This window comes from Rheinheimera tangshanensis (assembly GCF_014645135.1).
Taxonomy (GTDB): domain Bacteria; phylum Pseudomonadota; class Gammaproteobacteria; order Enterobacterales; family Alteromonadaceae; genus Pararheinheimera; species Pararheinheimera tangshanensis.
This window is the reverse complement of sequence record NZ_BMLH01000001.1, coordinates 419,727-438,578: the sequence shown is the minus strand read 5'-3', so window position 1 is coordinate 438,578 and position 18,852 is coordinate 419,727. Positions and strand designations below refer to the sequence as shown.

At 46.9% G+C, this 18,852-nt stretch carries 15 protein-coding genes; 7 read left to right on the top strand and 8 right to left on the bottom strand.

From position 1 onward, the window contains the following. Positions 1–13 precede the first annotated feature (13 nt). From IEW88_RS02025 to rpmE, 3 genes are all read right to left on the bottom strand, one after another. Entirely contained in the window at positions 14–3,277 is a 3,264-nt protein-coding gene (locus tag IEW88_RS02025) for an nSTAND1 domain-containing NTPase (protein WP_147902941.1), read from the bottom strand. Positions 3,278–3,478: 201 nt separating this feature from the next. Next, a complete protein-coding gene (locus IEW88_RS02020) occupies positions 3,479–3,805 on the bottom strand; it encodes a hypothetical protein (RefSeq protein ID WP_185148538.1) in 327 nt (108 codons plus the stop codon). Continuing rightward, on the bottom strand, positions 3,762–3,974 hold the full coding sequence (gene rpmE / locus IEW88_RS02015) for a 50S ribosomal protein L31 (RefSeq protein WP_082101889.1): 213 nt from the start codon (positions 3,972–3,974) through the stop codon (positions 3,762–3,764). Before rpmE ends, IEW88_RS02020 begins: the two co-directional genes overlap by 44 nt. A gap of 196 nt (positions 3,975–4,170) precedes the next feature. Here rpmE and priA point away from each other — a divergent pair, with 196 nt between their 5' ends. From priA to IEW88_RS01990, 5 genes are all read left to right on the top strand, one after another. After that, positions 4,171–6,333 (top strand): primosomal protein N', encoded by a 2,163-nt coding sequence (gene priA, locus IEW88_RS02010; protein WP_147903211.1) that lies wholly within the window; start codon positions 4,171–4,173, stop codon positions 6,331–6,333. A gap of 60 nt (positions 6,334–6,393) precedes the next feature. Continuing rightward, positions 6,394–6,930, top strand: coding sequence for an SPOR domain-containing protein (locus tag IEW88_RS02005; RefSeq protein ID WP_229670300.1), 537 nt, complete (start codon positions 6,394–6,396; stop codon positions 6,928–6,930). Positions 6,931–7,156: 226 nt separating this feature from the next. Next, positions 7,157–7,675 carry an ATP-dependent protease subunit HslV gene (hslV, locus tag IEW88_RS02000; protein WP_008899176.1) on the top strand — a complete coding sequence of 173 codons (519 nt, stop codon included), beginning with the start codon at positions 7,157–7,159 and terminating at the stop codon, positions 7,673–7,675. A gap of 11 nt (positions 7,676–7,686) precedes the next feature. Next, positions 7,687–9,018: an ATP-dependent protease ATPase subunit HslU gene (hslU, locus tag IEW88_RS01995; protein WP_147902943.1), complete on the top strand. Its 1,332-nt coding sequence runs from the start codon at positions 7,687–7,689 to the stop codon at positions 9,016–9,018. Between the two features lie 44 nt (positions 9,019–9,062). Then, the gene (locus IEW88_RS01990; protein ID WP_221411360.1) at positions 9,063–9,440 is read left to right on the top strand and encodes a gamma-butyrobetaine hydroxylase family protein; all 378 of its coding nucleotides are present in this window, start codon (positions 9,063–9,065) and stop codon (positions 9,438–9,440) included. Positions 9,441–9,486: 46 nt separating this feature from the next. Here IEW88_RS01990 and IEW88_RS01985 read toward each other — a convergent pair whose 3' ends face one another. From IEW88_RS01985 to IEW88_RS01975, 3 genes are all read right to left on the bottom strand, one after another. Beyond that, entirely contained in the window at positions 9,487–11,367 is a 1,881-nt protein-coding gene (locus IEW88_RS01985) for a methyl-accepting chemotaxis protein (RefSeq protein ID WP_147902945.1), read from the bottom strand. Between the two features lie 140 nt (positions 11,368–11,507). Next, entirely contained in the window at positions 11,508–12,032 is a 525-nt protein-coding gene (locus IEW88_RS01980; protein WP_053425588.1) for a phosphatase PAP2 family protein, read from the bottom strand. A 78-nt stretch (positions 12,033–12,110) separates the two neighbouring features. Further along, on the bottom strand, positions 12,111–14,111 hold the full coding sequence (locus IEW88_RS01975) for a putative bifunctional diguanylate cyclase/phosphodiesterase (RefSeq protein ID WP_147902946.1): 2,001 nt from the start codon (positions 14,109–14,111) through the stop codon (positions 12,111–12,113). 348 nt (positions 14,112–14,459) lie between these two features. Between IEW88_RS01975 and rraA the strand changes: the two genes are divergently transcribed. Together rraA and IEW88_RS01965 are read left to right on the top strand one after the other, a co-directional pair. Beyond that, positions 14,460–14,945: a ribonuclease E activity regulator RraA gene (rraA, locus tag IEW88_RS01970; RefSeq protein ID WP_147902947.1), complete on the top strand. Its 486-nt coding sequence runs from the start codon at positions 14,460–14,462 to the stop codon at positions 14,943–14,945. Positions 14,946–14,948: 3 nt separating this feature from the next. Beyond that, positions 14,949–15,983: a formimidoylglutamase gene (locus IEW88_RS01965; RefSeq protein ID WP_147902948.1), complete on the top strand. Its 1,035-nt coding sequence runs from the start codon at positions 14,949–14,951 to the stop codon at positions 15,981–15,983. Here the strand turns inward: IEW88_RS01965 and IEW88_RS01960 are convergent. Both IEW88_RS01960 and hutI read right to left on the bottom strand, forming a co-directional pair. Next, a complete protein-coding gene (locus IEW88_RS01960) occupies positions 15,980–17,527 on the bottom strand; it encodes a putative bifunctional diguanylate cyclase/phosphodiesterase (protein ID WP_147902949.1) in 1,548 nt (515 codons plus the stop codon). The genes IEW88_RS01965 and IEW88_RS01960 overlap by 4 nt on opposite strands. A gap of 60 nt (positions 17,528–17,587) precedes the next feature. Next, positions 17,588–18,823, bottom strand: a complete 1,236-nt coding sequence (gene hutI / locus IEW88_RS01955) for an imidazolonepropionase (protein WP_147902950.1) — start codon at positions 18,821–18,823, stop codon at positions 17,588–17,590. Positions 18,824–18,852 lie beyond the last annotated feature (29 nt).

The following is an 18,852-nucleotide window of genomic DNA, read 5'->3' as shown; positions in this document are numbered from 1 at the left end:
AAAAACAAAAAATCTACAGATCGTTAAGCTCAAGTGCTAATTTTTTCAGCAACTTCTGCAGTTCTGGATGTCGATCCAGTTCATTCAGACAATTTAAAGCCGTAGCATAAGGTTGAATATATTGAGGTTTTTTATCTTTCTGTTGCAAGGGAGCTAACAAGTTTTTAGCTCTGGTGCAGGATTGCTGGTTTTGCTGATGTAGCATTTGCTTTTTATACAGTTTTGCCTGCAGTAACTCCAATTCAGCTAAAGAGGCCACTAATTGCAGATCGCCTGATTCAGCTGCGACCAATGCCCGATAATAAGTTAGAGCCTCCGATGTTAAGGCCATACTTTTTTGCGTCTGTCCTATTGCCTCGTAATAACGGGCAGACTGAATAAGCCAGTTGTCATAAACTTTTGCGAAGTGTTGTTCACTGGCAAATTCATGTTTCTTCTGTTCAAGTTCTTGTTTTAACGTCTCAGGAGTAAATTTTGCACGCGGGTCACGTAGTGTTACATTCAATCTCATCAACCAGACCTTAAGGTGGAACAATTCACCATACCATCTTTTATTGTTAGGATCTTGTGCGACAGCCAGCCCCAGCAAAGCATGAGCCTGATAAGCCTGCTCAAAAGCCTGTTTGCTTAAACCTTGATAATGATAAATAGAGGCTAGGTTAAAGTAGCTATTAAATACTTTATCTAACAAGTAAGCATCTGATTTGAAAGCACTATTCATTCTTTCAAATTCAGTCTGTATTTGTAAATGCACTGCTATAGCTTTATGTATATCCCCTTTTGCCAAAGCAGCGCTGGCTAACCAGGAACGGGTATCTGCTATATCAGCTATTAAGGCTGTATTGGTGGGGTCTTTGGCTTTTGCCAATAATTTAAGATTCAGCGACTCGTCAAAAAAAGCTGTGGCTTGCTCAAACTCTTGCAATTTCATCGCCAAAGAGCCTAACGAATTTGTGGCGTAAGATAGCTCCATAAGGGCATCTACACTGTCTGGTGCTATTTTGTACATAGCCTGGCTATAACTGTAATAAAGTTCTAATTCAGGTTTAGCGGCCAACCAGTTATTGGCATCGTAATGAATTTGCCCTAACCAAAAGGCATTGGCGCCTAAGGTTTTGAGCAGTTCTAAATTATCCGGTTGCTCTTTAAGTACTGGTGCCAGTTTGTCTCTGGCTGCTAATAAAGCAGTTTTGGCTTCATCAATTTTGTTACGTGAATAAGCCACTTCGCCCATAGCTTCCAGTGTTTGGCCATGTTGCAAACGGGCTTGGGTGCTTAGGTACTGATCGTTATTGGCATCAGAAAAGTCGCTGAAATACTCCAGTGCTTTATTGCTGATACCGTCGAGTAAATCCATCCGGCCTATGCTGCGTAATTTGTCGGCAAAATCACCCACCATAAAACCTAATAAACTTTCGGCCGCTAAACGTTTTTGCTGCGCTTGTTTTTCCGCTTCAAAACTGCGGAAGCTCATTAATACTGCGGTAAAAGTCAGCAGACAAAGCAAAGCAAAGGTCAGGCGTCTGCTGGTACGCAGCAATGTGGCTCTTTTGCCTGAGGCCTGAATAAAAGCCAGTTCGTTGGCATCTAAAGTAAAAAAGCCATTTTGCGCCAGTTGCTGGGCTTCGGCTAAAGGTTTGCCGTCGGCCAATAAATAGGCGCTGTGTTTATCTTCGGTCAGCCAGCGTTTGGTTAAATGCTGCAAGCGGCTTTTTACACTTAAACTTTGGTGATGTTCTGCTATCCAGGCTGTAGCTCGTGGCCAGCGCCTTAATAAAGCTTCGTGCGCTACGCTAAAACAAGGCACAGCATTTTGCAGGTGAGAGACAAATAAACGATGCTCCACCATAGCTTGCACCAAAGTACGCTCAGCGTCATTTTGTAATTGTTGCCAGAGTGCTGTGCGACTGGTGATGGACTGTTCGTCTTCACGTAAAGTCACCAGTAAAGAGAGCACGCGAGGTAAGCTGTCTTTTTCTGCTGTACTTAACTGCGCTATGGCCTGCTCGGCATTTTTACCTATAGCACCTTCAATACCCCCTAAGTTTTTATAAACAGAAAACAGCAGCTGATTGCTGTCGCTGCGCTGTAAATACAATTCCTGCAAAGTGTATTGCAGCATAGGTAAAGCGTCGGGATTGCTGGCCGCTTCGCTGCATAACAGCTCATCCAGTGGTATTGCTGTGTTGGGGTCTATGTCCCAGCTTAAATTGGCGGCTATGGCTGGTAGGCGGATCATTTGTAAAAGTTCGGTACGGCCCGGTGGCGCTAAGTCAAAATGCGCACCACGGGCTTTGCCTGCCATTAAACTAGGATGGTTGACCAGTAAAGGGTAAAACTCGTTACGACAGGCACTTAATACCACTACAGAACCTGAAGTTGCCAGTTGTTCCATCCGGTCGATAAACAGCTGCCGTTCTTCTTCGCTAAAATGCGGTGAAGATAACAGCACTTCAAGCCGGTCGATAAAAATGGCAAAACGGGATTTGCTTTCATTTTGGTTTTGTAGCGCTTTTTTACAGCTTTGCAGCACCCAGTCCATTTGATGCTGTAGTTTATCAGCCAACTGCTCGGCACTGCAGCCTTCAAATACCGGCTGGTCCGCCACTTCCCAGTCGAGCAAAGCACTGGCCAGCTGCATCAGCAATTGGCCTGGCGTCAGGTCAGCTAAATCCAGACTGCTGTACGACTCCACCTTGACGCCGTTGTAGCCATTGTTTTGCATCAAATTTGGCATAACGCCAGCATTGATTAACGAAGATTTACCGCTGCCACTTGGGCCTAACACCAAACAAAAAGCTCTGCCGTACTGCACTTGCTGCGCTATACGTTCCAATAAGGTATCAATTTGACTGCCACGGCCAAAAAACACTGTGGCATAACGGGCATCGTACGCCTGTAAACCCGGGAAAGGTGAACCACCCTGCCAGCTTTGGGGTGTAGCGCTTTCTTCCTGCCCGAGTGGGAAAATCACCTGAGCCAGAGTGCGGTAACCGCGTTTACGTATGGTTTCAATATAAGAAGAGGACGTAGCGCTGTCGCCAAGGGCTTTACGAATTTGGGTGATGATTTTATGCAGTGGGTTATCGCCCACTTCAGCCTGAGGCCAGCAGGCACTGACAATCTCGTCGCTGCTGAGAACTTCTCCGGCCTTTTGGCACAGTAAAACCAGCACATCCATAGCTTTAGGTTCAAGCTGGATCAGCTGTTTGCCAAGCCTTAGCGTATTGGCGCTGGGGTCCACCTGCCACTCGCCAAAAAAGAAAGTACCGTTCATAACCACAGCCGCCATTTAACTATATGTTTAATATATAGTTATGGGCTGCATTATAAAAGCATTGATTTTTTACCCGTCGTTCTTGAAGCTGTAGCGGCGTTGGCTGCGCACTCTCGCCCCAGTCGCATAGGCAACTATGCTCCTGGAGTCTCGTTCACTTGCCGCCTTGCCACAACTCCAATTACTTAGGGTAAATCCCGCTCATTGTTGAATTACAGGCAATAAAAAAATCGTCTGGAACGATTTTTCACTCACATCGTCCATGATGTTCGCCCACGGCAGCTGAAGCTGTGAAAAACAGCTGTCCTGCTGTTTTTTAACATTGGAGCGGAGCGACGATGGCACGGAGGGCGAAGCCGGTTTTAGCATTGCCAACAGTTTGGCAATGCCCGGATGAGCGCCAGTGGCTCTGACCACTGGCCGGAACATTTTGCAGCCCATAAAAAAAGGCACCCGAGGTGCCTTTTTTGACTGATGCCTGAAATTACTTGGCGCCCAGTACTGCGAAACGTTTTTTGAAGCGGTCAACACGGCCGCCTACGTCTAACACTTTCTGCTTACCAGTGTAGAATGGGTGGCAAGCTGAGCAAACGTCCAGGTGGATGTCTTTGCACAGTGTAGAGTGAGTTTTGAAAGAGTTACCGCAAGTACAAGTTGCAGTGATTTCTTTGTATTCCGGGTGGATACTTGGTTTCATGGGTTACCTCGTTAGGCCGTATCGCTATCTGATCAACTGTTGTCAGACACCATACGCAATTTCAGTTAAATTAGGGCGCGTAGTTTAATGGCTAAGGCTTAAAGTTTCAACAAATTGGCTGATTTATTTTTAATGGCTTTGTTCTGTAACGGGCTTTACACTAATTGCTTGATAAAACAGGTGGATTTTGACTGTGATGGTGATTCGGGTAGCCTTGCCCATACCTCTTCGGCTGCATTTTGATTACCTTTGTGACAAAGAGGTAAGCCCGGGTTGTCGTGTTTTGGTGCCTTTTGGCAAACGCGAGCTGATAGGTATTGTCTGGCAACTGAACCCGACTGACAGCTACGACGCAGCTCAACTCAAAGCTGTGACCGAAGTATTGGATCAAATTCCGGTATTAGCAGCCCCCATTCGTCAGCTTCTGAGTTTTGCCGCAGATTACTACCATCATCCGTTAGGCGATGTGTTGACCAGTGCCCTGCCCGCCTTATTACGCGACGGCAAAAATGCCGATCCGCTGAAAGATCATAGTTATAGCCTGACTGTAGCCGGCCAGCATTTAACCGCAGAGCAATTTAAAGCGGCCAAAAAACGGCTGGCGTTATGGCAACAGCTACAGCAACCTCAAACCGAAAGCCAGTTACTGCAGCATTTTCAACGCAAAGAGCTGCAGTATTTTGTTGAGCAGGGCTGGGCTCAAGTCACGCCAGTTTTTTATGGCCCTTATCAAACCACAGCTGAACAGCAAAAATCTTTGCCATTGAATCCGGCGCAGGCTTTGGCTGTAACAGCCGTGCAACAAGCCTTAGGTAGTTTTAGCTGCTTTTTACTGGAAGGGGTAACAGGGTCAGGTAAAACTGAAGTCTATTTGCAGGCCATCAGCCCAGTGGTAAAACAAGGGGGGCAGGTGTTGGTGTTAGTGCCTGAAATTGGTTTAACACCACAAACCTTAGCTCGTTTTGAACAACGTTTTGGTGTGCCTGTTGGCGTCTGGCATTCCAATATGACGGACCTTGAACGTTTTACCGTCTGGCAACGCTGCCAAACCGGAGATTTAGCTATCGTAATAGGTACCCGCTCCGCCTTGTTTTTACCTTTCCTGAAACTTGATTTGCTGATCATTGATGAAGAACACGACAACTCTTTTAAGCAGCAAGACGGTTTTCGCTATCACGCCCGCGATTTAGCTATTAAACGCGCCTCTATTCAGGGCTGCCCTATTTTATTAGGCTCAGCAACACCGAGCTTAGAGAGCCTTGCCAATGTGCAGCAAGGCCGTTTTGCGCATCTGGAATTACCCGACCGCGCCGCGGGTCAGTTAATGCCAGCTGTTGAGCTGGTCGATTTAAAACAACAGCAAATGATCCATGGCATGGCGGGGTTAACCCGCCAGCGCATCGAGCAGCATTTAAAACTGGGTCAGCAGGTACTGCTGTTTTTAAATCGCCGTGGTTTTGCACCGGCTTTAATTTGCCATGAATGTGGCTGGATGACCGAATGCCACAGATGCAGCGCTTTTACTACCTTTCATAAACAAAGCCGTCAGTTAGTGTGTCACCATTGTGGGGCGACTAAAGGTGTGCCACATCAATGCGGCGGCTGTGGCAGTACTCAGCTGGCGCCTGTGGGTCAGGGCACCGAACAATTGGAAGAGCAGCTGCAACAACTGTTTCCTGCATTTACTGTCACCCGGCTGGACAGAGACAGCACCAGACGTAAAGGCAGTTTGCAGCAGGCTTTGGATCAGATTTTACAAGGCGAGCCTCAGTTGATATTAGGCACTCAAATGCTGGCCAAAGGCCATCATTTCCCGAATGTCGGATTAGTAGTGATTATTGATGTCGACTCGGCTTTATACAGCAATGATTTCAGAGCTCCGGAACAGCTCGCTCAGTTGTTAACTCAAGTGTCGGGTCGCGCCGGACGAGGCTCTCAGCCGGGTAAAGTTTTGCTGCAAACCCATTATCCGGGCCATGCCCTGCTTCAGGACGTGATCCAGAATGGTTACGCCTCCTTTGCCCGCAGCGCATTAAAAGAGCGGCAACAGACTTTTTTGCCGCCTTTTATGTTCCTCGCCTTATTCAGAGTGGAAGCACACCAGCTGGAACTCTGCAAAGAATGGCTGCAACAAGTAGCAGAACATTACAAAAACTGGCCACAAGTGCAGTTACTGGGACCACTGGCTTGTCCGCTGGAACGTAAAGCAGGTAAGTACCGCTGGCAAATTCAATTGTTTGCCAAAGACAGGAAACAATTGCACCAAAGTCTGGACTCTGTACTGGCAGAAATCAGCCGTTGGTCGTTAAGCCGCAAAGTGAAATGGCAGCTGGATGTGGACCCGCAGGACCTGAATTAATCATTTCTTTTTAACAAAACTGCAGTAGAATGCGGGACATCAGGCCAGTTGTTGTTAGTTGTGAAGATGCCACCAAAAGATTATGTCAAAGCCGGTCGGGCAACCCCCAGACCCAGAAAAAATACCAAAACAGCCAAACCTTTCCCCTGGCCGTTAGTGATAACGGTCGTTGCTTTAGTTATTGGTTTCGTATGGTTTTTATACCATTTGTCACAAAAAACTCCGGTTGAGGATGCCGTCACACCTGCTATCACCGCGAAAAAAGACGAGTTACCCCCCAAGCCTGCTGCCGAGCCTTACCAGTACATTAAAGAGCTGGAAAACAAAGAGATTCAGGTGCAGGTAGAAGAGCTGGAAGCCAAAGGACCATTCTTAATGTTTTGTGGTACTTACCGTGCTATCGAAACCGCACAGCAAATGAAAGCCAAAGTCGCTTTTGCCGGTTACCCTTCGGAAGTGCGGCGTATCGAAGGAAAAAATGGCGTATTTTTCCGCGTCACTTTAGGGCCTTATACCAGCAAACGTCAGGCTGAAAGTGATAAAAGCCGCTTACTGCGGCAAAAAGTGGCTGATTGCCGCATAGCGAACGCCACTTAAACATCTTCATATCTATACCCATGTATACCCATGTATACCCAAAGTAATTGGAGTTGCAGGGAGGCGACAAGTGCTTGAGACCCCAGGAACATAGTAAACCTATGTGACTGGGGCGAAAGCGCACAGTCAACAAAGCTGCAGCTTCAAGTACGAAGGGTATTGAAAATCTGCATTCCCACCCTTATCTCCTTGCTAATCTGTTTTCTTCAGCCAAAAAGGGCTTCTGATGACCACTATTGTTTCTGTGCGCCGAAACGGCCATGTTGCTATTGCCGGTGACGGTCAGGTTTCGCTGGGTAATACCGTGATGAAGGGCAACGCCCGCAAAGTCCGCCGTTTGTATCACGGCAAAGTGCTCGCTGGTTTTGCCGGCGGTACAGCGGACGCTTTTACTTTATTTGAACGTTTTGAAGCCAAACTCGAGATGCATCAGGGCCATTTAATGCGCGCTGCTGTGGAGCTGGCTAAAGACTGGCGCACCGACCGCATGCTGCGAAAGCTCGAAGCTTTGCTTGCTGTAGCTGACGCCAATTGCTCCTTAATCATTACAGGCAACGGTGATGTCATCCAGCCAGAACATGACTTAATCGCCATAGGCAGCGGTGGGCCTTTTGCTCAGGCCGCTGCAACAGCACTTTTGGCTAACACTGATTTGAGCGCCCGCGAAATTGCGGAAAAAAGTTTAACCATAGCTGGTGATATTTGTGTCTATACCAATCATCACCAGACCATTGAAGAATTGTAAGGGTAAATTGCATGTCTGATATGACCCCAAGAGAGATAGTCCACGAACTGGACCGCCACATTATTGGTCAGGCGAATGCCAAAAGAGCAGTCGCCATTGCACTGCGTAACAGATGGCGCCGTATGCAACTGGATCCGGCCTTGCGTCAGGAAGTGACACCAAAAAATATTCTGATGATAGGCCCAACAGGTGTAGGTAAAACTGAAATCGCCCGTCGTCTGGCCAAATTAGCAAATGCGCCTTTTATTAAAGTCGAAGCGACTAAATTCACTGAAGTAGGTTATGTAGGTAAAGAAGTGGAAAGTATTATCCGCGATTTAACCGACAGCGCCGTAAAAATGTTCCGTGAGCAGGAAGTAGCAAAAAACAAATTCCGCGCTGAAGAAGCTGCAGAAGAACGTATTCTCGATGCCTTATTGCCACCAGCCCGTGATGCCTGGGGCAAAGCTGAACAAAGCGAATCCGACAGCAGCACTCGTCAGATCTTCCGTAAGAAGTTGCGAGAAGGCCAACTCGACGACAAAGAAATTGAAATCGATTTGGCAGCACCAGTGATGGGTGTGGAAATTATGGCGCCACCTGGTATGGAAGAAATGACCTCCCAGCTGCAGTCTATGTTTCAGAACTTAGGGGCTGACAAGAAAAAAAGCCGTAAGCTGAAAATTAAAGACGCCTTTAAACAGCTTGTGGAAGAAGAAGCCGCACGCCTGGTGAATCCGGAAGAGCTGAAATTGAAAGCTTTAGATGCTGTGGAGCAAACAGGTATTGTCTTTATCGATGAAATAGACAAAATTTGTAAGCGTGGCGAAACCAGTGGCCCTGATGTATCGCGTGAAGGGGTGCAACGGGATTTACTACCGCTGATCGAAGGCTGCACAGTCAACACCAAACACGGTATGGTCAAAACCGATCATATTTTGTTTATTGCTTCAGGCGCTTTTCAGATGGCCAAACCATCAGATTTAGTACCAGAGTTACAAGGTCGCTTACCTATTCGTGTTGAACTGGACGCCTTATCAGCCAATGATTTTGAACGTATTCTGACGGAACCTAAAGCCTCTTTGACCGAACAAAGTGTTGCTATGCTGGCGACCGAAGGCGTGCAGGTGCGTTTTGCCGATGACGGCATTAAACGTATCGCCAATGCGGCCTGGCAAGTAAACGAACGTACTGAAAACATCGGTGCCCGTCGTTTATATACAGTGATGGAACGTTTGCTCGAAGAGTTGTCTTTTGATGCTGCCGATCACAGCGGTCAGCACATTGTGATCGACGCTGCTTACGTCGACTCACATCTGGACGCTTTAGTGCAGGACGAAGATTTAAGCCGTTTTATTTTATAAAAATAGCTGCAGGAGCTTCTATGACAGCGCAGATCCAAACAAATGTGAGCCCTACGCCACAGGTCTCTGTGCTGCATTATCATCGCTTAAGCAAAATGCTGGACGTCAGATTTGCTGACGGCCAGCTCTTTCAGTTGAGCGCTGAATTTTTGCGGGTGTTTTCGCCTTCGGCTGAAGTGCGTGGTCATGGCAAGCCGCAATTGGTCAGCCATAAAAAAGCTGTCGCCATCAGCCAGATAGTGCCAGTAGGCCAATATGCGGTGAAACTGGTATTTGATGATGGTCATCAGACGGGTTTGTACAGTTGGGCTTATCTGGCCAAACTGGGCGCAGAGCAGAATGAACTCTGGGCAGATTATTTGCAGCGTTTAAAACAAGCCAACAGCAACCGCGAGATACAACTGACCATCAAACAGCTATGAAAACCGGGTCAGATCACATTTTAACCAGGTGATCTGACCCAATTTATTAAGCTTTAAACTTATCCACAGTCTGATGCAACATGCTGGCCTGACTGGCGACTTCTTCACTGATTTGCGCATTGTGTTTGGAAATACTCAGCGAGTCTTCTGAGATATCACGAATACGCACCACATTTTTATTCACATCAGCAGCGACTAAACTTTGCTCCTCCACCGCTGTCGCAATTTGAGTGGTCATATCCATAATCAGTCCCACATCGCTGGTAATTTGCCGTAACAACTCTATCGTAGAGCCTGCCTGACTGGCGCTCTCTTTACCTTGTGTCTGACAGTTTTGCATTACAGCCACAATATTTTTGGTGCGCTGTTGCAAGCCAGAAATAATTTTCTCAATCTGACCTGTAGACTCCTGAGTGCGCTGCGCCAAAGTACGGACTTCATCCGCTACCACGGCAAAGCCTCGTCCTTGTTCGCCCGCCCTTGCTGCTTCAATTGCGGCATTTAGCGCCAGCAAATTGGTTTGTTCAGCGATAGCACGGATCACATCCAACACCGAACCTATAGTGGCACTGTCCTGCTCCAGCTCCGCCAACACAACAGAAGCCTGTTGTAACTCCTGTGATAAAGCATTGATCTTGCTTACTGTTTGCTCCACTTCTTTCAAACCTGACAACGCATTGGTATTGGTATTTTGTGCTTTGGTGGCAGTGTTTTCGGTATTCACTGCTATTTCGTCCACTGTAGCGCCCATTTCGGTTACAGCGGTCGCCACCATATCGCTTTCCAGTTGCTGTTGCGCCATACCTTTGCTGGTTTCGGCCGTTGATTTAGCCAGCTCATTGGTCGCAGTATCCAGCATAACCAAAGCCTGATTGACGTTACCTACCAATTCCTGCACATCAGACAGCATATGATTAAAATCTCTGGCTAATTGGGTCATTTCATCCTGACCATCTTCAGCCACGCGCAAGCGAAAGTCGTTGTCTTGACGCACTAAACCTATAGTGACGCACACTTTTTGGATAGGCACTAAGATGCTTTTACTGGTCATCAGCACCAGTGCTATCACCACTACCAACACCAGGACAAATAAACTGATGGCTAAGGTCTGACTGGCTGAGCTGGCCTGATTGACGGCGGCTTCAGTGCGCTCCGACATCAGAGCCAGGCTTTCTTCAGTCTGGTGAATAGCGTCACGCATTTGTCCCATCAGGCCTTGATCATGAGTTAAACCAATTTTTTGCTCACCTTCGACCAAACGCACAAAAGCTACACTGTAAGCATCAGCCAATTGCTGCATCTGTAGCGCTTGTGTTGTGTCGGGGATATTGCTTTGAATTTGAGCCCGGAATTTGCTGAAACCTGTGTTAAAACTCTCCAGATACTTTAAATCCAGCCGCAACATAAAATCTTTTTCCGCCCGGCGTAACTGCAGTAACTGAGTCGTCAGCAGCAAATCGTTAGTGTCTTTAAAGGCTTGTTCCAGTTCATGGGCTTTGGCTCTTAACTCGCCGTACAAACCGGATTGAGGATCTAAACCAACCTGCCCGGACAATTGCACCAGTTGATTAAATAACTCCTGATAACTTTTGGTAAAACCAATAAAGGAGTTTAAAGGTGCAACGTCTATACTGTGCGCTACCAGACCTTCGGCCAATAAAGCCGCTTTTTGATTCAGCTCAGTAGCGGTTTGATTAAACCTTTGCTGATACTCTAAATCGGAGCGTAGCAGAAAGTCTTTTTCACTACGCCGAAGTTGCAACACGTTTAGATTAAGCCGTTCCACTTCAAGACGGAGCTCCGCCAGTTTAGTCAGCTCACTGCTTTGAAACAGCAGCAACCCCAACATGATTAACATCGACACAGCCACAGTAATTGCATTGAGCAATAAACGCTGACGTATAGAAAACTGACGTAAAAAGGTCATAGAAGGTAACTCCAAAAAATACTGCGCAAGCAGTTGAATCAGCTGAGGATATAGAAACTACCAGTAATTATAGAGAGGGAATACAAAGCAAGCAGACTTTTACCAGGCTCGCTGTGAAATATTTAATAAAAGTTGCAGAATCAATGCAGGATTTGTTGCGCCACCAGACAACTAGACAGACCTAAAGACGAGCCAGCCAGAATATCCAGCGGAAAATGCACGCCTAACAGAATACGGGATAAGCCTATTAAACCGGCCCAACTAAAGGCCAACCAGGCCCAGTCCGGATAAAAAGATAACAAGGTACTAGCCACCACAAAAGCGGCAGCTGTATGGCCCGATGGCAAACTGAATTTATCTGAGGCTTCGATATGAGCTTGCATCATGCCTGCCATCAACTGGTAAGGGCGCTGACGACGAATAGAGTTTTTCAACACCAGATACAGAGGCAATTCAATAGCAAAACTCAGCAGCAGCAGTTCAGTAAAAGCGCTGGCGTGAGTCAGTTCGAAGGCAAACAATAGCGCCACTAAAACCAGATACAAAGGGCCGTCACCGGTTTTGGAGCACCAGAAACTGAGTTGATGGATGCGCTTGCGTTCACTTTTACTAAAAAGCATAAGAAAACAACGCTGATCCCAAACTCCAAGTCGTTGTAACCACATAAGCAAGCCGCCGTTTTGCTTTGACTAGGTTCAGCTTAAAGTGGCTTAGTGACAAACACATGACAAAAAAACAATCAATTAGCGGGATAAAGCACAACCATTTAGCAACGCTAAAGCTTCTGCTTCAGGTAAAGGTTTGGCCAATAAATAGCCCTGAATCGCATCACAGGCTAAAGTACGCAGCAGCAGCAACTGAGTTTCAGTTTCTACCCCTTCTGCCAGAATGCGTTTGCCCAAACCATGCGCCAGCGTGATCATAGTCTTGACTATCATCATATCGGAATCGTTGGCAGCCATCTCAGTAACAAAACTACGGTCTATTTTAATTTTGTCGATCGGCATTTTGCGTAAATAACCTAAAGAGGAATAGCCGGTACCAAAGTCGTCAATAGAAACCCGGATCCCCATTTGTTGCAGCTCGTTAATGTAGTTCGAGCCTTTTTCCATATCGCCCATAGCAGTATTTTCTGTGATCTCCAACTCCAATACAGCGGGTGATACCTGATACTTGAGTAGCAACTGTTGAATGCGACTTTTTAAACCATCAACCTGAAAATGCACAGGTGACATATTCACGGCCAGTGGCACCTGAATACCTTGTTTTTTCCACTCAGCTAAAGTGCAGACTGCTTTTTCCAGTAGCAGTAAATCCAGCTCTTTACTCAATCCAACCTGCTCTACAAGCGGTAAAAACTGACAAGGCATCAACAAGCCTTTTTGTGGATGTTCCCAACGCACTAAGGCTTCAAAAGCCTCAATTCTTTGTTCACGCAGATCCCATTGCGGCTGAAAATAAAATACAAACTGATCATGCTCCAACGCCAACAACAAATCTTTTTCCAAATTAAGTAAGCGAGCCGACTCTTCTTCCATACCCGGCTGGTAAAAAGTACAGCGTTGCTGCAAACGTTTACAGTGGTGAAACGCAATATTGGCTTTTTGCAACAGCATATCTGCTTCCACAGCGTGCTGGGGCGCGCAAGCCAGACCTATGCTGGCCGTCAGTTTGATCAGGCCACTGTCTGTGGTAAAAGGCTTTTCAATTAACTGTTCCAGATGCTGCAGCGCAAATAACTTTTGCCGATCTGTTGTGCAATCCTCCAACACTAAAGCAAAGATATCGCCACCGGTACGGGCTATTAAGCAAGGTTTGACAATAGAGGATTCAAAGCGACGATTCACTTCACGTAAAATACGGTCGCCCTGTTTTAAGCCAACAGATTCATTCACTACTTTAAAACTATCTAAACCTATCATCAGCAAAATGATGGGTTTATCCGCCTGTAAAACCAAGGATAATTGCCGCAACAAAGCATCGCGGTTTAATGCGCCGGTTAAGGGGTCGTGGCTGTCCAGATATTGAGTTTTGGCGGTTAATTGCTGGTTGGTGCTACGTTCGTCTTCTTGCAACCAAATGATCAGACCTAAACCCAGAATGACCTGAACCAGCAGCTCCAAATGTTTAAAATAAAGTATCATCTGGATAGATTCTTCCTGAACATCATGCAACAGCATAGAGCCAGCACTGGCCAAAAATAAGCTTCCCCAAGCCAACATAGCACTGGCGACTACTTTAGTTGCAAAAATTCGTTTGGTTAAACTCCAAAGCCAGAATCCGGCCACACACAAGGCAAAGCCTATCAGCACCAGACGCATATAAAACTGCAAATATAAGGTCATCTCCTGCCACTGCGGCAGCAGTAAAAACAGAGTCACAGACAGCAAAGCTATGCTTGTCACCAGCAATAGCAATTGATTGACAGTTCGGGTTGCCAGTCGCTGCTGTTTAACCGCCTCATACACCCCAACTAAAATCCAGACCGCAAAACCGTAACAGAAGCTGATGTATAAAAACTTGACGCCTAAACCAAGAAATTCGGCAGCAAACACTGGCTGCCAAAATATTTCAACCAAAATAAAGGTGGCATAAGCGGTAAAACAGCTGAAAGCAATAGCCCATGATTTCAGATAACTACGTTGATAGACTTTAAAAAAATACCAAAGCAAAGCAGTAAGGGTAACGGCAAACCCTATCTGTGTCAGGTGCAACAAGGTACGGGCTAACAGCTCTGAGTTCAAAGGCAAAGTCCTGATTAAACAACTTAAATTAAATTAGCAAAATCACCTTAACACTGGCAATGCAGAGTCACAATCAAGCGACAGCAGAATAGTGAAAACTTAGGTATGAATAACTGCTGAGAAATCAGCCTGGAGCAGATTGGGCGCTGTCAACGACCTTGCAGCTTCAGGTGAGACGGGTTAATAGCCAAAGCAACTGGAGTTGCAAGCAGGCGACAGGCGACTGAGTCCCTATGAGCATAGAAAAACTATGTGATTGGGGCGAATGAGCGCTGTCAACGACCTTGCAGCTTCAGGTGAGACGGGTATACTGTGTTTTTGATCAAAGACTTAAGTTTGGAGCACAACATGGAATATAACACTTCGGAATTATGTGACCTTTACGCAGACATGATCGATGTGGTTGAACCCATTTTCGCCAACTACGGTGGTCGCCGTTCTTTTGGCGGCGTAATCCAGACCATTAAATGTTTTGAAGACAACGGTTTAGTTCGTCAGGCTTTAGCTGAACCTGGCGTAGGTAAAGTGTTATTAATTGACGGTGGTGGCTCTTCGCGCCGCGCTTTGATTGACGGTGAATTGGCTTCTATCGCTGCGGCCAATGGCTGGGAAGGTATTGTTTGTTACGGTAGTGTGCGTGATGTCGACACTCTGGAAGACTTTGATATAGGTATTCAAGCGGTTAATGCTATTCCTGTAGGTGCCGATGACCGTGGTTTTGGCGAACACGAAATTCCGGTCAACTTTGGTGGTGTCACCTTTTTACCTGGCGACCATTTATATGCCGACAATACTGGCATTATTTTATCTCCAGAGCCTTTAGATCTGGAATAGCAGATGAGTGACTCGCTAATCCGTTATCAGGCCGCCTCTTTGGCGGCCTTTCAACAGGTCCGGGACGGTGAAACCCGCCTGGGTCAAGTACTATGTTATACCGATCCTGTTTTACCTCTGGCAGAAGCTTTAACTGCAGCTAAACAACAAGGCTGTGCTTTTGCGTTGCTCGGCGTGCCTGAAGATATAGGCCCACGCGCCAATTTGGGTCAGGGTGGTTCCGATCTGGGCTGGCAGGCTTTTATCCGTAAATTTATTAACTTGCAGCAAAACGAATTTTTAGACGGATCACAGATACTGTTATTGGGTGAACTGAACTGCGCCGACCTGCAACAGCAAAGTCAAAATGCCGATGTCGCCACTTTACGCAGCCTCTGTGCAGAGATTGATTTACGTTTAGAGCCCGTGTTATTGGCTATTTTCGAGGCGGGTTTAACTCCTATAGTGATAGGCGGTGGTCATAACAACAGTTTGCCGTTGTTAAGCGCTTTAGCGAAAAACCAGCAGCAGGCGGTCAATTGTATCAACCTCGACCCTCATGCAGATTTTCGTTTACTGGAAGGCCGTCACAGCGGTAATGGTTTTAGTTATGCCAAAGCTCAGGGCCATTTAGATAAGTATCTGGTGATGGGCTTGCATGAACTAAAAAACTCAGCCAGCTCGTTAGCACAAATAAAAACCGCTGGTGTGGATATATTGAGTTATCAGCAACTTTTTGTGCGGGAACAGGCCCCTTGGCCAGAACTACTTAAACTCTGGTTAAGCCAACGTGATCCACAGCAGGTGTTTGGGATTGAACTGGATACAGACGCTATTACTGGTATGCCGGTCAGCGCCTACAACAGTTGCGGAGTATCAGTGCAACAAGCTGAGCATTTCGTCTATTTGCTTGCAAGTCAGACTCAAAGCCGTTATCTGCATCTGGCAGAAGCTGCGCCGGCTCAGCACCCTGCGGGCTTAGCCGCAGGAATGAATGACGCAGGGCAAATCTTAACAGCTTTGGTCTGCGCCTTTTTGTTTGGTAAGGAGCAGCTTTAATAGGTCGCCTTGCTATAGCTCCACTGCTTGACCCACTCAGGAAAGGCATCCAGTGCAAAGGGCTTGGCATATAAAAAGCCCTGCCCTCTGGCACAGCCCATAGCTATTAGTTTTTGCTCAACTTCTGGCTGTTCAATCCCCTCGGCCACTACGATAAAATTCATATTTTTTGCCATATCAATAATGGCTCCCGTAATAGCGGTATGAGTATCAGAGCGGTGTAAGTCAAAGATAAAGGAGCAATCTACTTTGACCTGGCTAATCGGCAGTTCACGCAAATAAGCCAGTGAGGAAAAGCCAGTGCCAAAATCATCCAGCGCCAGTTCTACGCCAAGCTGCGCCAGGTGTTTTAGCATCCGCATAGCTTTGTCGGGTTCGGCCACCAACGCGCTCTCTTTCAGTTCCAGTACCAGTTGCGAAGCTTGCACTCTGTGACGTTTCAATAGCAGCTCAATGCTATCGACCAGTTCATCCTGCAGTAAATCTTTGCTGGAAATATTCACAGCTATCTTGCAATGGATCTCTTGCGCTGCAAGCTCTGCCAACGTCATCACGGCTTTTTCCAGCACCCATTGCGTCAGCGGGTAAATCACCCCCATTTGTTCAGCCAGCTCTAAAAACTCAGTGGGTCCCAGCAAACCACGGCGGGGATGATGCCAGCGCACTAAGACTTCACCTGCTAATACCTGACGGGAACTTAAGGCAATTTGCGGCTGAATATGTAGTTTTAATTGCTGCTGACCAATAGCATGACGCAATTCAGCCATTAACCCTAGTTTATCGTTGTTGTAACTGATTAGATCCGGATGAAAAACCCCAGAGCTGCTGTGCATCCATTGCCGGTTTTGCATCGCAAGATAGGCGCGGTCTATCAAATCAGATAACAACTCGCCATGCTGCGGATAATGCGCAATACCACTTTGTAGTTGATATTCCACAGCACAACCATGAATAAGCAAAGCTTCAGGTACAGTGTGCTCCAATCGGCGGGCTATTTGCTCTGCTGCATGCTGGCGGATACTGGCATCGACCCAAAGTACGAAATCGACTCCACCTATATGCGCCACTTTACTGGTGTGTTTGTCTTGCTGTTCCAGCACCAGTAATTCCTGATCCTGCTGCACTGCTGCGTTGATACGTTGTGCTATCTGCACTAACACCAGATTGGCATTCTGGTGGCCAAGCGCCTGATTTACCCGCTCAAAGTTCTGAATTTTCACTAGCAGCAAAGACGCTTTTCGATTGGGGTGACTACGACACCAAAGTTCAAACTGCTGCTGTAACTGCAGTTTATTCGGTAAACCACTGGTGTCATCGCGCAAAGATAAAAAGGACAAATCTTTGGGTTTAGCGTCTTGCTGAACAGCCTTTTGCGCTACCAACTGTTTTTTTAGCAGCACAACCCAAAGTGCGAGTAGCAGCACCAGCAAAGTTAACAAAACAAGCAGATAAAACGAAGGCTGGCTTACCAAACCCTGAGCCAAAGCTGGGGCAGAGCTGGTAAGCAATAAAGCAGACAACAAAGACCGGGAAGATAACAGCACAGCCAGCACTCAAAAGATCAATAAGATCTTAAGATTACTCTGTTTTCCTGCCTTGTAAAGTTAGCCCAGTCCACGCAAATTGACTTCGCGCCCGCCCTTGACCAGTTGAGTTAAGCTATTCACACCAAACTGATAACACAACTCTGCTGGCTGACTGATTTGATACAGACCAAAATCAGCCAGTTGGCTTACAGCCAAGCTGCCTCTGTCGGCCATGCCTAAAGCTGCGGCAGCGTGTCGGGTCACTCCTGCTATAGCTTCTTCTGGCGTAAAACGGAATAAAGTACAGGCCATATTCAGCATTAAAGGCACATTACAGAAAGGCGAAGTACCAGGGTTTAAGTCGGTAGATATCGCCATAGGCACCTGATGCTGGCGCAATAGCTCAAAAGGCGGCAGCTTGGTTTCACGTAAAAAGTAAAAAGCACCCGGCAAAACTACTGCCACAGTGCCGGCAGCTTTCATCGCCAGCACGTCTTGTTCTTGCAGGTATTCAATATGATCGGCAGATAAACCACTGAATTCAGCCACTAAACTCGCACCACCTAAATGCGATAACTGCTCAGCATGCGCCTTGACTGGCAAACCTAAGGCCTTGGCTTTTTCAAATAACAAGCGGCTTTGCGCAACCGAAAAACCTATGCCTTCACAAAACACGTCGACGGCATCCACTAAACCTTGCTGATGCAGCGCAGGTAGCATTTCATCCACAACCAACTGCATATACTCATCTGGCCGACCGGCATACTCCACCGGCAAGGCATGAGCGCCTAAAAAGGTCTTCTGAATATCAACTGGATGAGTGCGATCAAGCTCTGCTGCGACTTCGAGTATTTTTTGCTCCGTTTCCAAATCCAGGCCATAACCAGATTTGATTTCAACAGTGGTCACGCTCTGACTCAACAGCGCATTTAAGCGCTGCTTACCCAGCACAAATAACTCTTCGTGGCTGGCGGCACGGGTGGCCGCCACAGTGGATTTAATACCACCACCCGCTTCTGCGATTTGCTGATAAGTAGCGCCATTTAAGCGCATTTCAAATTCGTTAGCGCGGCTGCCTGCATACACCAGATGGGTGTGGCAGTCGATAAAACCCGGCAATAACCACTGGCCTTTGCCATCATACAAAGGAGTTGATAACAAGTCAGTTTCTGGCAATTCTGCTTTAGGACCCAACCAGGCGATACGGCCATCTTTCACCGCCAGGGCGCCATTACTAATAGCTCCATAAGGCTGACCGTTATCAGTCATAGTAGCTAAATTGACATTAATCCAAATTGCATCAAAGACTTGCATTTTATTCCCCTGCACGGCTTGTGGTTTGC